We start from the raw sequence: 15034 nt of genomic DNA, 5'->3' as shown, positions 1-15034 counted from the left end.
TGTTGTGGGCATTGCTGCGAGACGGCCGCGAATTCAGCATGGCAAACCCCATCCCGGTTGCTGCTGCGGCTTGACATGGTCATTGAGAGTCCTTCGGTGGCGTCGTATCAGATGACTGCGATATCGGTGGCACTGCGACCGGCCGCGACGTTGGCATCGACCTCGGCCTGCCAACTGGCCAGCGCGCGTTCCGTGTCGATCTCGAACTCGAATCGGTTGGTCATCTCCGGTTCGATGTCCTCGACGTCGACGTAGAACTGTTCGTACCACCGGCGCAGCTGATAGACGGGGCCGTCCTCCTCTGACAGCAACGGATTATCGATGCGCGACTTCCTCTTCCATATCGCGACGTCCTGCTCGAAGCCCACGGCGATACCAGCGGCCACCTCGGCCGCGATGTCATTCGCGACCTCTTCGGGAAGACCGAGGGGTTTCTTAACCATGACCCCGTACTGGAGTACGAACGCGTCTGCTGATATCGGATAATGGCAGTTGATGAGCATCATATCCGGGCTGTCCCCGACATTGCTGTTGTCCGACCACAGCTTGTCGATCATGTAGGAGGGGCCGAAGTAGGAGGCCTCCGAAGAATTCGCCTGATCGTAATTCGTGTCCTGTCTGTCACCCGTTGCGTCGGCGCGCGGTTTCGAGTGCATGATCTGAGTTGCGATGTGGCCTTCGAATACGTTCCTGAAGAAGACAGGCATTGCATAGTGCACGTAGAAGAAGTGCGCCATGTCGACTACATTGTCGACGATCTCGCGGCAGTGGGATCCGCGGACCTCCAATTTGTTCCACACCCAATCGGTCCAACCGGGGTCGCCGTACATCTCTATTTCCGGGATAGTGATATCGGCCGGTGGTTTGCGGTTCTGCGGATCGTTCCATACATATAGCTGTCCGTTACGTTCCAAAGTCACCCACGATTTGGTTCGCGCCAGCGGGGGGACGCGGCGTGCGTACGGAATATCCGCGCACTTGCCGTCTCCGCGCCAGCGCCAATCGTGGAACGGGCACGCGATGGTGTTACCCTTGACCGTTCCGTCCGCAAGATTTCCTCCCATATGGGGGCAGAATGCGTTGAGAACATTAAGCTTCCCATCTTCCCCTGCGAACACCACCAACTCGGTCCCGAAAGCCGAAATCTGGTGTGGCTTACCGTCGGTGAACTCCGAAAGAAGTCCCAGGCAGTGCCAGCCGCGGGCGAATCTGGTGGGCGCGACACCGGTGTCGATAACGCGCATCTCGTCGGTTATGTTCTGGCTCGAGGCCATCGTGTCTCCGTACGTTTTCAGCGACCTGGGGGCCGCATTCGGCTGAGGGTTGCTTGGTTGTTTTGGCTCACGAGAAGTGGCGGTCGATTTTTCCGGCCGGCGTTGTCCCGGTTATCTCGTCCGGCAACTGGGTACTCACCCCGGTCCGGCGACCGTCCACGCGGCTCGACTTCATCATCGAGACTCCTGATCTTTGGGCTGTACGTCCCGAGTAATCGGTTCGTGAATGAGCTATGGCAATTGTCTCAACGTCCAGGGCCGGATTGAGCCAGTCGTCCCGACGAATGGTAGGGTAGTTGGATCCGCGCGTTTATCGGCGCACACATTCCGAGGCCGGCACGTAGGCGCGTGCAATTGCCGGCGATCGACTGCGCGCGCATCAACCGAACCGCACTTACCGACCGAGCAATTCAGGCCCGGCAGACCACCAGGTCCGCGGCTGCGGTCAACAATTACGCATGCCGGTCGCCGGTGGTGGCTTCACCGGAGGACTTCTGTCGAGCAAGGTTCGGTGACGGGATCACCAGCCAAGCGATCACTGCCGCGCTTGCGAGGATCAACGCGGCGACGAACGAGGTCGTCTGTACAGCTGTTGTAAAGGCAGCCTTGGCCTGGGATACCACTTCAGCATTGTCGGTAGTCGCCACTATGACAGCGAGGGAATCCCATGCCGCCTCGGCATCGTGGGGGTCGGTGTCGTCGGATAGGTCGAGGCTTGTCCGGTAAACCGCCAGATGGAGCGAACCGAGAACTGCGACGCCGAGAGCACCACCCAGTTCGTAAGCTGTCTGGGCGATAGCGGAAGCAGCACCTGCACGTTCCGTGGGTACTGACGAGACCACAGCATCGGTCGACAGCGGCATCGATACTCCGACACCTATACCGAAAACAGCCAAGAAGATCCCGATCCCCAGATAGCTGTGGTGTGTGGCGGTGACCCCGAGTCCGGCGAGGCCGACCGCGGCTGTAGCCAGGCCCGCGCTGATCGAGCGGCCCGCGCCGAACCGCGCTGCCAGAAAGCCGATACACGCAATGGCGACAGCCGAACCGATCGATGACGGAAGTTCGGCAACGCCCGCAAGTAGCGGTCCGTACTCGCGGACGAGTTGGAGGTATTGGGAGAAGAAGAACAGTAGTCCCAGGACCGCGAATATGGACAGCGCCTTGGTGGCCACTGCACCGGTAAATGAAGGCATCCGGAACAGTGATACGTCCAACAGAGGGCTGGGAAGTCGTAGTTGTCGGCGTACGAAGATCCATCCGGCGAGCAGGCCTACGACACAGGTGGCGAGAACACTCCTATCCAATCCGTTTCCGACAAAATGCTTGATTGCGTAGGCTATCGAGATAATCGAAAGGATTGATAGCGCCGCTGAAATCAGGTCGATCGCATGGTCTGTATCCCCATGGGACTCGGGAATCAGAAATGGGCCTGAAATCAGCACCAACACCATGATCGGCACATTGACCAGGAAAACCGATCCCCACCAGAAGTTCGTCAAGAGTGCACCGCCCACAAGCGGGCCGAGCGCGGCACCGACGGTGGCACCGGTTGCCCAGAGCGCGACCGCCTGGGTGCGTTGCTTCGCGTCCGAGAACATCGCTCGGATAATCGACAACGTCGATGGCATCAAGGTTGCACCGGCAGCACCCAACAATGCTCGCCCGACGATGAGCATCTCGGCATTCCAGGCGAACGCGGCCAGCATCGAGGCCGAGCAGAATGCGCCGGCACCGATGAGGAGCAGGCGTTTTCGGCCGATGCGATCCGAAAGATTTCCCATTGTGATCAGCAGGCCCGCCAGAACGAATGCGTAGATATCACCGATCCATAGCAACTGCGTTGCGCTCGGCCCGATATCGGAAGACAGAGCGGGGACCGCCATGTACAGAACGGTACCGTCTATGGATATCAGGACCGCGACCAGCACGAGCACGGTTAGCGCCCACCATTCGCGACGTCCGGCACGCCTAGAGGTACTAATTTCTGTCACGTCACGTCCCTCGATAGGCTTGGAACAACATGCCGAAAGCCTGCAGAACATGAATCAAAGCAATCTAGGACTGCAGTATCAAGGGGTCATCCCGATGGATGGAATGGTATGTATCCACATCGAAACACGCACTCGGATCACCACTTCCATGGAGTCAGGACCGTGGTGGTCCCGACGCACATCCGCGAACGCCGGCGATATCCGCCGCTTCCGCACGCTGCTGCGCCTCCTCCTGCGCGGCTGGGACGGAGCGTGAAGTCGTGGTGCGTTGTCTGCGACGTGAATTCGCCGACGTCGTCTACCAGGCCATGTCCGATATGCCGATGCCAATATGTCCCCCAACGCTTGACCGATGGGTAGCGCGTGATCCAGAGTCCCGGGCCTCAGCCCTGTCCCGCTACGTGGGAGACGAAGGGGCTTTATCGAGTCCGGTCCTGCACAATCAGGTCAACGGGTAAGCATAAGGCACCGGTATTGCTACAACTACATGTGTGTGCGGAGATGTCGGAGGAATTCGGTTGCCGTTCGGCGAGATCGGGCTTTCGACCGCTACGACACGTGCCGTGATCGTTCCATTAACTACTTCGCACAATTTCAGTCGACGAGCGAGGAGCTCAATCATGACATCTCGGGTAAACGGGGGCAATCTCGGTAGCAGCGAACTCATCCAGTTGGTGAGTAGTTGGTGGTACCACTACGACGAGTGGAAGCCGGAGGCGCTGCGCACGTTGGTCGCCGACGACTTCAGGTTCAAGTGCAGGAGTGACACAGGTACCACCGCGTACGAGGACTTCATTCGAATCGACACAACGGGCGTAGACGAGGCAATAGAGTGGCACGCGGAACATCGATTCAATAGCCCTTACCCGTTGCGCAGCAATTGCAGCAACATCGTAATAACGGCGGATTCCGGCAATGATATCGAGTTCTCCTCATATATCTTCGTAACGAAAATCGTCGACGGCCGGCCATACGCGGTGTCCAGCGGAATTGCTCATGGCGCCGCTCGATGGAATGAGGGCAAGCTGCTGCTCGCGAGCCTAGAGGTCGTTCTCGACACCATGGAATCGATTGCTTACTCCGATTACTCGAAGAACGCGACATAAAGGACGTCCTACCGGGGTGATCAAGATACAGGTCGGTGTCGGCTCTTTTTCAGCAAGGGGATTCATGTCCGACCGCTCGTTGTCTCTCCGGCTGTCTGTGCTCGCCGGGGCATTGTTTGTCGTCTCGACGAATTCCCTGAACATCGCCGGTCTCCTACCGAATATCGCAGAGTCTCTCGATGTGTCCATCGGTAGTGTGAGCTACGGGATCACCGTCTACGCAGTTGTCGCCGCGGTCGCCTCCCCGATGATTGCTGCCGTCTTCTCTCACAGGTCCCGAACCTCGGTGCTGGTGAGTGGCATGGTTCTCGTTGCCGCCGGCACCTTGGCGACAGCGCTCGCACCGAACCTCTCATGGTTTATCGCGGGTCGCGCTTTCGCCGCGTTGGGCGGCGCAGCTGTGGTACCGGTCGTTACCGCGGTAGCACCGCAGATCGTCGAGCCCTCATGGCGAGGCCGCGCGTTGGCAACCGTGGGTCTGGGTTTTACTGCCGCGACGGCATTAGGAGCGCCCTTGGCCACGGCCCTTGCTGCGGTCACCAACTGGCGGTTTTCCATTGGAACGGTAGCTGGGCTGGCTGCATTGGCAGCCTTCGCGATGAGCCGGCTCACGCGAGGCCTACCATCCGGCAGTGCACCTGCGGGGCGCGCACTGCGCACTGTCCTCTCGAATCCGTTTGTACTCATCGCCTTGCTGGGCAACACTCTTATCACTCTGGCTACAGAGGTCGTGTACATCTTCAGTGCCGAAGTGTCAGGTCGGACCGGTACGTCTCTGGCAATTCTGTTGTTCTTCTTCGGTGTAGCCGCTATCGGCGGAAACCATCTCGGGGGCTGGCTCACGGACAGATGGGGCACCGGTCGAGCGGGTCTGGTCGGGGCCGCTGTCTTGGCCTCCGTCCTTCTTTATCTCACGCTGGCCGGCAACAACTATTTACTGGCGGCTGTCGGGTTCGCGGTGTTCGGCGTAACCTCATATATGGTTGTGGTCCCGCGCCAATATCAATTGATCGCAATCGCACCAGGGGTCGCCACCGTGTCGCTCTCTTGTTTCACAACTGCGATGTATATCGGCCTCGCATTCGGACCTGTAATCGGTGCGCAGCTGGTGCCCCATGGTGGTTCCGCTGTCGCGTTCGGTGGAGCTCTCATCGCGTGCCTGGCCTTCGCGCTTTTTCTGATGGGACTGCTGCTGCAGCGGCGGGTCCGTCACGTGACGCCGTATCCTGAGACCAGCGCTGACACTGGTAACCAGATTGCCAAGACCCCGCGTTAAATCGGACACGGGGGCTCCCAGCCGCGGAGTGTCCGGCCGAGGTCCGGGAGCCCAGGCCGTTATGTCCGAGCGCGACGTTGAGGCTGTTGTCGCCGCTCTATCAATGGATCCAGACATTCACCGTGTGTCCATGCAGGATGGGCACGATCATGACCGGTCGGTTGCCGCGGCAGGCCGGAGTCGGCTTCAGACCATCAGCACCATCATTATGGCCATCCCTACCGCCATAGCAGATTCGCTCGCCGGCTCGGAGGTCAACTTCGAAAGAGCTTTCGGGACTGAAAGAGGCTGCCGAGTCGGTAACGCTGCGGGGCGCAGGGGCACCGATCTTTCCGTGGCAGCGAGCATGAAAAGCCATACAAGCGCGGCGACCGCAAAGATAACGGCGACCACGAGAGATATCAAGGATCCTGGACGCTCGCCACTGGGCGGTGGCGAGGGCCATGTCGACACGTCGTGATGGTGGGCGCTTGTAGCCATTCCGATCGCGGTCGCGTTGCTCGAATCGGATGCCGGCCCTGGATGGGAGTGATGCGCACTCATTCCTTCAGTGGCCTGGTCGGCCATGACCGATGCCATCCAAATCATCGCCAGCATCGTGACGGAATGATATATGCCGACAAGTGATCGGCCCGGAGTATCGGAACGACCATCAGCTCCTCTGGTGCGCCACGAACGCACGGACCCGGCCGCAAACCACACTGAGGCGACAGCGAACAGGGTGATCTGGAGCGCAGAAGAAAATACCGGAGTAACAGGCCAGGCCATCATAAGCATGGTCAGCGATGCTGCTATGTGAAAGACATGACCGACCGTTGCGGCCACACTCCGGTCGGTCCACATACGATGAAGCGAACCCACGACTGCGGCGGCGAACAGGATCGAAACCAGCCACCGCACGGGCAGTTCCACAATCACCGCATCCTCCGTGGTTCTGAGTGCCGACTGTGCGCGACTGGTGCGAATCCGCAACCGCAGACAGGCGAGAGGTGGCGCCATGACGTCACGGTGCCACCTCCCGTTCGTGCGCTTGGATTCCGAACCGGCCGGCCGTTGCTCAGGGCTTGAACGTTCGGTCTGTCTGTCTACGACTGTTCTCGTGCATCACAGTGGCCGTTCGTATTTCCATCGTGTGATGGATTGCCACTGGCCGTGCAGTGGTCCCCAACTGCTGGAGCAGGCACGTTCAACGTAGGATTCTTGTCGAAAAAGTTGTATGGCTTCAGACTGAACTTCGCGTAGTCCATGGGCATGATGGGCCAATCCTCGGCGCGAGGAAAATGGGTAAGGCCAAAGGTGTGCCACAGAACCAGGTCTCTTCCGACCAGGGGCGCGTCGTCGGCGATGAACTCCGGTATGCCGCCCCCGCCCGGGTGCATGTTGACAAAGTCGCCGGAGGCATACCGCTCGGCCGGATCGTATTGTGTCACGTACAAATGCTTGGTCGCGAAGGTTGCGCGCTTGCTCACCGACGATGAGGGATCCGCCATCAATGTCGGCCCGTCTGTCGGGTGTAACACGTAGGAGGTGGGCTGCCCCAGCCTGCTGGTAGCTTCCGTCGAAGCGATCTGCCAGACTCGGCCCTTACTGGCGTCTGCGACGCGGCCGGAGACTCCCTCGGACGTGATCGACGTGCTCATCTTGGTGAAGGCATTGCCGTGGGGGTTGGCCGCCGATATCGGCAGGCGCACCGCATCGATTTCATTGACGACATTGGCGCTGCCGTCGATGTTCATATCCAGCCTCGCGTTGAACAAATGTTGGTGGTAAGGCGCGCCCAGTCCTGGGGCAACATGGGACGCGTACGGGTACGGCGTACCGTCGGCATCGTCTCCTGGGTACGCCGAAGCGAACAGGAGGCCGGTGAGCTTGGCTTCGCATTCGATGGTTCCGTCCAGATATAGGTACCAGAAGAAGCCGTAGTCGTAATTGCCGACGTTCGTAAAGAACGAGATCACCAGTCGCCGTGAACGACGCACCTCGTTGGCACCTGTGAAGGGGTCCGTGTGTTTCCACAGCGAGCCGTAGTCTTCTTCGTGCATACAAATGGCATTCGGGATCACGCGTGGCGCACAGAGTTCGTCGGCGAATACAGCGTCGAAGTACTTGATCTCACCGAGGCAGTCGCATCCGAGCGAAAGCGAGTTGGTGAAGCGCCCGTACAGGATTTCGCCGGTGTCGAAATAGTTCTGCCAGTAGCGGGTCGGGCTCGGATCCCCGTAGGGTACGATCATTTCGCTGATCGAACCTCGATACATGATCGGCCGATCCACGCCCTTATCTGCGAAGCTCAGTTGGTGGAGCACCAGGCCCTCGCGGACGTCGAAGCCGATCCTCAGCTTCCAGTTGGCCCAGGAGATGTGCTCACCATCCACCGTGAAGCTGGCCCCGTCGGGCTGGGTGATCTTGATTTCCTTGAGGCCCTCGAATGGTTCGCCTTGAACTACAGGATCATCATAATTTCCGCTTTCAGCAGGTACGTTGAAGACATGCGAATCGATGATCTTCAACACGACGCCTTGCGAAATATCGAGATACGCAGAAAGGCCGTCCACTGGATGCGCCCAGACGTGGTCTTCCGGATAATCCTGCTTGAATGCTAAGCCCCTGACCATACGTCGGCCCACTTCGTCGGAATAGTCGAAGTTGCCTGCAGGAAGTGCGATGACTTTGACGTCGGCCGGTGTCAAGCCGCGCAAGGCCAGTGCTTCGATCCAGCGCTCATCCTGGGCCAGCACCTTCAAAATAGCTTGGCCTTCTGAGTCGAGGACCGGAAGCTGACCTTGCGAGCCATCGACGACAACCGACTTGACCACCGTACCCGATGAGAGCGACACCACGGAGTCGGTAGACAGTCCGGTTCTCGTATCGTGCAGCCAGACGCGTGCTTGCCTTTCGGGAAGTGGTCCGTCGCCTGATTCCCATGCCAGGAATTCGTGCTTGAGCGGTTCTTCGAGCCCTACGTAGGAAAATCGGGTGCTCTCTGTGAACTCCGGCATCATCTCCACGATGCTGCGGATGGCGTTGATTTCAGCGCTGCTGAACGACGCCAGCGGGTGCACACCGGTTACCGGTTTTGTTCCAGTCATGTTGAGGTCTCCAGTACTCATTTTGGCGAAGTTGTCCTTGGCTGTGGCGCCGAATACCTGAAGGACGAGAACCTGATTGCTCCGTCCGTGTGCGTAGTGACCAGTGCATTGCCGCTGTTGTGACGAAACGGTACGGACTGGCAACGGGATGGTTCGCATGCCACTCCATGACCTCTGCGACGACCGAGGCGCTCGTCGACCCGACGCCTGCGACACATGCATATACGGCAGCGATGATGCACGGCTGCCGGCCTCTGGCGAACCCTCCATCCCATTCAATGACACACCTTTCGCACGGATGTTCAGCAATCCGTGTCGGTTCAGGCGGTAAGGCTTGGGCTTCGGAAGGCGCTCACCGTCGGCGGTGCCACCGACGGTGAGGGCGCTGTCATGCTGGCGTCGCGCAGTCGCGTGCCAGGCCGGCACGCAGTTGCCCATCGACGAGACACACCCGCCTCGCATTCTGCAACCAGGGCGAGTATGTCGCTCACTCGAGAACATCGGCCCCGGTCGGTTGTCTCCCTGGTCCACCCGTAGTTTTATATCCGTCCGGGGTGCAGCTCCAGTGGCATGCTCCCGTCCGAACATTGCCGCGCGGATCCGATGACAACCGGCGGATTAGCCTGCACTGCATAGCTTCCCGTCCAATGGGAACACTGGTTGACCTGTTCTGATTCTGGTGACTTAATTCTTGGTATTCGAGTGCGGCAGTCCGGTTCGCGCAATTTCTTATCGAGATGAAATGGAGTGAGGAATGATCCCAGCAACTCACCCGATGGCACGAGCAGTCCCACCCCGGTTCGTCGAAGATATCTACACCCCAGATGAGATCGAGCTTCTGTTCGGCATCGTTCGCAACGACGGACCTTGGCGGCTGATCGCGGCCCAGCATTTCAATACCGCAGAGGAATACCTAGCGGTGGCCGGCGCAAAGAACCGCGATACCGACGTGAAGCTCGAGTTGTCGGACCTGCTGACTCCGACCTTCCGTGGCTACCTCGGCGATCAAGGGGTCCCCTTCATAGAGAAGGCGCAGGATCTCTATTACAACACTCGGCTGCTCGATATGATCAAGACCATTCACGGCGGAAAGTTCGCTTTTCCGACCAACTACACGTTCAATGTTCGGGCGCCGGCGCACAGCTATGACGCCGGACACCTCGACGGCACCAGCTTCCGGGGAATGACCATGCAGAATACGCCCCTGTGGCTGATCGGCATCATGGCCAAATCCGGCTTGTTCGAGCACTGGGAGTTCAAGACAGGTCAGGTCATCGCCTACTTCTACAACTCTGATGTGGACGGCGGATTTACCTTCTGGCCCGATGGCCCTGACCGTGCGCCACAGCGTTTCGCTGCGCCTTTCCACAACAGTGGTCTCCTGATGAACGCCGAGAGAATATTCCACCGAGGCGAAGCGAGTGGACCCGTGAGTAAACGATCGATACCCGGTCTGCAACTCAATTCGGTGGTCTCGGGAGACGGCGCGGACGAATGGGTCATCCGCAACGATGGCCAAGAGATCGCCCGCTATCACAACGACGACATGCGGCTCCTTTTCCACTACAGCGCATACGTGTTCGATGATCTGGCGGATGTGAAGCGCTATCTCGATCACACCGATAATCTGACCCGCGACCGAGTCTTCGAAATGTTCATCGATGACCTCGACGCCCGCGGTGTGTCCTACACCAGGCCGTCGGATCCGATGAACGATGAAGAGTTCAAGGCTGTGCTGGCGCGCACTTACGCGATGGCACCGTCAAGTTATCCGGAAGAAGCCCCTCTCGACGTTCCGGGTAAGTCGTCCCAGGTCTGAGTTTATTCTTCCGCGCTGGAAGGATAAGCCACGCTATACAGCTCGCTCCTGGATTCGTTGCCGGTGTTGGCGGTGCAGTTGAGTGTCGTCGTGGCCGGGGTCCGCGAGGCCAGAGGCTATGTGGAGTCACTGGTCTCGCGGTGCGTCGGCCCGGATCGCGTGCCAGGCGATCAAGGAGGGGAGAGCGATGTGTTCGTCTCAACAAGCGTGGAGTCCTGTTCGGTCACCGTGGGCAACTATTCCCGATGAAAGTCAGCGGGGCCGCGCGGGTGATCGTGATCATCAGCATGGCGAATGTAATTCGAACTGGCACCATTGGCGACGGATTGCTCACCGGGTGCCGGGCTTGCACGCGCAGGTGATCGGGTTGGGTGCAATCGAAGAGGCAGTGGGTGTCGGCTCTCATGTTCGAGAGCTCATTTGAGTCATGGCCGGGACTAGCACGAGATAGTATGGGTTCTGGCATTGGTGCACTGGGTAGCCGCACCGAGTGATCAGGGCGGACAGGACGAGAATGACCGAGGATGTACATCGACGGACCGGCGCCGTCGAACTGACCGACTGGCTGTTTTCCCGGGACGGCGCGGCCGACATCCCGGTGCGGCTTCCGCACGATGCGATGATCGGCGCGCCTCGCTCCGCGACTGCTCCCGGTGGTGCGGAGACTGGATACTTCCCTGGAGGGTGGTACAGCTACCGAACGTCCTGGACGTCGCCTGAGATCGGGCCGGACCAGCGGGTGATACTGCGATTCGAGGGCGTCCAAGGCGACGCCGAGTTGTTCGTGAACGATCGGCCTGCCGGGCAGATTCGTAGTGGCTACCATGATTCCGAGTACGATCTGACCAGATTCGTCCACGCGGGCGGTCTTCTCGAGCTCCGTGTGGAAATCGACGATCGCCACCATCCACGGAGTCGCTGGTATCCCGGATCCGGGTTGTTCCGACCAGTGCGCATACTGACAATTCCGCCCATACACCTGACTGCCGACGGTGTGCGGGTGCGCACTCTTTCCGTCGTCGACGGTACAGCCACCGTCGACGTCGGTCTGGAGATCCACAACCCGGAATCCGACGATCTGACTGTCACCGCACGGTTGATCGACGGGGCACGCGTCGTCGCTCGAGGGCAGGTCGAGACTCGGACGACGGGTTCGATCCGACTCGCGGTGCCCGACGTGCGACTCTGGTCGGCCGAAGATCCCGCTCGCTATCGCTGCTCGGTCGTAGTCACCCGCCGGCACGCGGTAATGGACCGCTGGGACGAGTGGGTGGGTTTGCGTACCGTAGCGGTCGACGCCCGAAACGGCCTGCGGATCAACGGTGAACAGGTGCTACTGCGAGGTGCTTGTGTGCACCACGACCACGGTGTGCTCGGCGCGGCCGGGCACCGGGCGGCGGAATTGCGCCGGGTGCGGCTGCTGAAGAACGCCGGCTTCAATGCGTTGCGGAGTTCTCACCATCCCGCGTCGCGAGACCTGCTCGACGCCTGCGACGAGATCGGGATGTACGTGCTGGACGAATTGACCGACCATTGGACGGTGAGCAAGACCCGCCATGATCGTGTCGATCGCTTCGCGGATACCTGGCGCACGGACGCGGCACGGATGATCACCAAGAATCGCAACCGAGCTTCAGTGATCATGACCTCGGTCGGTAACGAGATACCCGAGCACGGCACCGAGAAGGGAACCCTACTCACTGCCGAGGTCGCGCAGTTCTTCCGCGAGCATGATCCGGAGCGTCCGGTGACCGCGGGGGTCAACGTGTTCCTCGGCGTGTTGGCGTCGATGAAGTCCGGGCCGTATCGAGAGCGCGGCCACGACGGAGTTACTGCGGATACCGGCGAAGCCCCGGGATCGACGATGGCGAATATCCTGATGAACAAGCTCGGCATCATGTTCGAAATCGTGGCCAGGACCCCGCGTGCGGAGCGGGTGACGCGCGATGTTTTCGGGAAGCTCGACGTCGCGGGGTACAACTACGCGCTCGGTCGTTATCGCCGTGATTCCCGGAACCATCCCGAGCGGGTCATTCTCGGAACCGAGACGTTGCCGGGCGATGTGGCACGGGCATGGGATCTGGTGCGGACTGTTCCCGCGGTCATCGGCGACTTTGTCTGGATCGGCTGGGACTACCTGGGAGAGTCGGGCGTGGGTGTGTGGGTGCCAGGGCGGCGATTCGCGCCGCTGGCGAAGCCCTACCCGTACCTGACCGCAGGCCCGGGGATGTTCGACATCACTGGCCGCCCCGACGCCTCGCTGCGCCTCGCCCAAGCGGCATGGGGCACGCTGTCCGCTCCGGCTGTCGCGGTGCGTCCCCTCGACCGGTCCGGCTTGCCCGTGGCACGGGTCTCCTGGCGCTTCACCGACGCGGTCGAGAGCTGGTCCTGGCGTGGTTGTGCCGGGCGGAGCACTGAGATCGAGGTGTATTCCGCTGATGACGAGGTGGAACTGATCCTCAACGGGCGTTCCCTCGGTCGCCGGCGTCCGAAACGGTACGTCGCTCGTTATCGAACGGCATACGAGCCCGGAGTCTTGGTTGCCGTCGGCTACCGCGCGGGCCTCGAGCGCGGACGGTCTGAATTACGCTCGGGTTCAGGTGATTTGGCACTCCAAGTTGTTCCCGAGTCGATGGAACTCGTCGCGAACGGCGTCGATCTGGCCTTCGTGGCGGTACGGGTGGCCTACCCCGGCGGTGTCGTGGAAATGCTGGCCGATGTCGACATCACCATCGAGGTCGAGGGGCCGGCGGAGCTGGTCGGCTTCGGCTCCGCCGACCCGGCTCCCTTCGGCAGCTACGTCGATACGACCGACCGGACCTACCGGGGCCGGGCTTTAGCGGTCCTGCGTTCCACCGGCGGTGCGGGGCCCGTCCGGGTCACTGCCCGATCAACGGCGTACCCACCGGCCACCACTGTGCTGCGGGCGGTGCAGCCGTAGCGGCTGCTGCTCGGTACCACCGCCGGAATCAGCGAGGCGTCAGAATCCCGACACCATGCGTGACCTCGCCCGCACGGCCGGGGGAACAGTAGCTCGGCCCCCACAGGCACCGGTTGAATACGAGTAGGGGCAACTTACCGAGACTGCAATCGGCCGTTAGGGGTGCGCGGCAAGTTCGGCTGTCACGCAGCGGTCCCAGATTTCGCGGGCGGCAATGCGGACGGGTCCGACCAGTTTGCGGTAGTCGAGAGCGGTGACCGGGGCACTGACCGAGAGCCCGGCGAGATTGCCGTAGTCGTGGTCCGGCGGACCGATGGAGACGCCGACGCAGCCGACGCCGGAGAACGCCTCCCCGCGATCGAACGCTGCTCCCCGCTCCCGGGTGACGGCGAACTCCTGCGCGATCTGGGCATCTTTAGCGATGCTCTGAGTCGTACGCCGGGCCAGCTCGCCGGTGTGGGTGCGCGCGAGCCCGCACCCGACGGTCGGATTCCGGCTCGTCTCGGCGAGCGCCAGCTGAACCTTGCCGACGGCGGTGAGATGCGCGGGGATGCGCTGCCCGACTGCAGTGGGTGTCGGGCCTGAGTTGCGACCGTTGAACTTGGCGAGATAGACCGTATCGCCACGGTCGACCACAGCGAGCTGGATGGTGAGACCGGTTCGCTGCGCGAACGCACGCATGACCGGCCGCGCGCCTTGCAACAACCGGTTCTGATTAATCGCGGCCTGCCCCGTCTCGTAAGCCTTGACGCCGAGTTCATATGTCTGTGCCGGCGAGCGAGAGAGCCACCCGACGGTTGCGAGCTGCTCCAATAGGCGATGTGCCGACGAGCGGGGCAGACCGGTCCGGGACGTCACGTGGGCCAGAGTCAACGGGCCCGCACCGTTGAACGTCTCCAATACCAGCGCGATTCGCTCGACGACCGAGACCGGCACGCCCACGCGGTTTGATGTTCTCACTTGACCTCCCAGTACGTCGCCACATCACTGTGACAGGAGTCACGTTACTATCACGTGCATGTGGGATGCAATCAGCCCGCACAACGGGGTGAGTGTCAGGGTCACACAAAGTCACCGCAACGACTCAACGGTGTTCCCGGTCAGTGGGAAGTTCGGCGTTTCAGCACGAGAACTCGCGCGATATGCCACGGACGCCGGCCACAGAGGCATCTGTGGCCGGCGACGACAGAATGTCGTGGGCAGCGCGATCCTGGCACGTTGCGATCGAGAGGGAGGGTCAGCTGAACGAGCGTGGAGGCGGCTGCGGAGGTCTGACCACCCGTGTGTGCAGGTGCGGTCGGCAGGAGTGCAATATGTCGCGGCTCCACAGTGTGGGTGATCCGTGCCCGAAGCATGCTTCGCGGGGTGTGCACGGCTGGTGGACCGGGTCGTCATCCGGACGCTGAGGTTCGATTCAGTCATGGCCCGCAGGTGGAAACAGCAGTCTCAGTGGTCGAGGTAGCGTGGCTTCGCCGGATCCGAATCGTAGGTGCCAGTGTTGGGCCCGAACGGAGATCGGATATCCGATGCAGTTC

At 60.8% G+C, this 15034-nt stretch carries 9 protein-coding genes and 1 pseudogene; 5 read left to right on the top strand and 5 right to left on the bottom strand.

The window, feature by feature from the left end:
* Positions 1-107 precede the first annotated feature (107 nt).
* Both ACFWPH_RS32715 and ACFWPH_RS32710 read right to left on the bottom strand, forming a co-directional pair.
* Entirely contained in the window at positions 108-1274 is a 1167-nt protein-coding gene (locus ACFWPH_RS32715; protein ID WP_378756127.1) for a Rieske 2Fe-2S domain-containing protein, read from the bottom strand.
* A 452-nt stretch (positions 1275-1726) separates the two neighbouring features.
* Positions 1727-3211, bottom strand: coding sequence for an MFS transporter (locus ACFWPH_RS32710; RefSeq protein ID WP_378756126.1), 1485 nt, complete (start codon positions 3209-3211; stop codon positions 1727-1729).
* 677 nt (positions 3212-3888) lie between these two features.
* Between ACFWPH_RS32710 and ACFWPH_RS32705 the strand changes: the two genes are divergently transcribed.
* Positions 3889-4374 carry a hypothetical protein gene (locus tag ACFWPH_RS32705; protein ID WP_378756125.1) on the top strand — a complete coding sequence of 162 codons (486 nt, stop codon included), beginning with the start codon at positions 3889-3891 and terminating at the stop codon, positions 4372-4374.
* Positions 4375-4390: 16 nt separating this feature from the next.
* Positions 4391-5650: an MFS transporter gene (locus tag ACFWPH_RS32700; RefSeq protein WP_378756124.1), complete on the top strand. Its 1260-nt coding sequence runs from the start codon at positions 4391-4393 to the stop codon at positions 5648-5650.
* Positions 5651-5836: 186 nt separating this feature from the next.
* On the opposite strand, the gene ACFWPH_RS32695 is transcribed toward ACFWPH_RS32700, so the two are convergent.
* Both ACFWPH_RS32695 and ACFWPH_RS32690 read right to left on the bottom strand, forming a co-directional pair.
* The gene (locus ACFWPH_RS32695) at positions 5837-6568 is read right to left on the bottom strand and encodes a DUF5134 domain-containing protein (protein WP_378756123.1); all 732 of its coding nucleotides are present in this window, start codon (positions 6566-6568) and stop codon (positions 5837-5839) included.
* 167 nt (positions 6569-6735) lie between these two features.
* Positions 6736-8760: a primary-amine oxidase gene (locus tag ACFWPH_RS32690; protein WP_378756137.1), complete on the bottom strand. Its 2025-nt coding sequence runs from the start codon at positions 8758-8760 to the stop codon at positions 6736-6738.
* Positions 8761-9493: 733 nt separating this feature from the next.
* On the opposite strand from ACFWPH_RS32690, the gene ACFWPH_RS32685 reads away from it, so the two are divergent.
* The 3 genes and pseudogenes from ACFWPH_RS32685 (at position 9494) to ACFWPH_RS32675 (ending at position 13499) form a co-directional block, all read left to right on the top strand.
* Positions 9494-10558, top strand: a complete 1065-nt coding sequence (locus tag ACFWPH_RS32685; RefSeq protein WP_378756122.1) for a hypothetical protein — start codon at positions 9494-9496, stop codon at positions 10556-10558.
* 514 nt (positions 10559-11072) lie between these two features.
* Positions 11073-11516: pseudogene (locus tag ACFWPH_RS32680) on the top strand (sugar-binding domain-containing protein); the annotation flags it as partial.
* 42 nt (positions 11517-11558) lie between these two features.
* A complete protein-coding gene (locus ACFWPH_RS32675) occupies positions 11559-13499 on the top strand; it encodes a glycoside hydrolase family 2 TIM barrel-domain containing protein (RefSeq protein ID WP_378756136.1) in 1941 nt (646 codons plus the stop codon).
* Between the two features lie 156 nt (positions 13500-13655).
* Here the strand turns inward: ACFWPH_RS32675 and ACFWPH_RS32670 are convergent, their stop codons facing one another.
* Positions 13656-14441: an IclR family transcriptional regulator gene (locus ACFWPH_RS32670; protein WP_378756121.1), complete on the bottom strand. Its 786-nt coding sequence runs from the start codon at positions 14439-14441 to the stop codon at positions 13656-13658.
* Positions 14442-15034 lie beyond the last annotated feature (593 nt).

It is taken from the genome of Nocardia sp. NPDC058499 (assembly GCF_042719915.1).
Classification (GTDB): Bacteria; Actinomycetota; Actinomycetes; order Mycobacteriales; family Mycobacteriaceae; genus Nocardia.
The sequence above is the reverse complement of the archived record's forward strand: the minus strand, read 5'-3'. Positions and strand labels throughout refer to the sequence as shown.

What these genes read in the sequence shown, in the direction of transcription:
- ACFWPH_RS32715 (WP_378756127.1), bottom strand. Translation starts at nt 1,274, where the DNA reads ATGGCCTCGAGCCAGAACATAACCGACGAGATGCGCGTTATCGACACC.
- ACFWPH_RS32705 (WP_378756125.1), top strand. Translation starts at nt 3,889, where the DNA reads ATGACATCTCGGGTAAACGGGGGCAATCTCGGTAGCAGCGAACTCATC.
- ACFWPH_RS32690 (WP_378756137.1), bottom strand. Translation starts at nt 8,760, where the DNA reads ATGAGTACTGGAGACCTCAACATGACTGGAACAAAACCGGTAACCGGT.
- ACFWPH_RS32685 (WP_378756122.1), top strand. Translation starts at nt 9,494, where the DNA reads ATGATCCCAGCAACTCACCCGATGGCACGAGCAGTCCCACCCCGGTTC.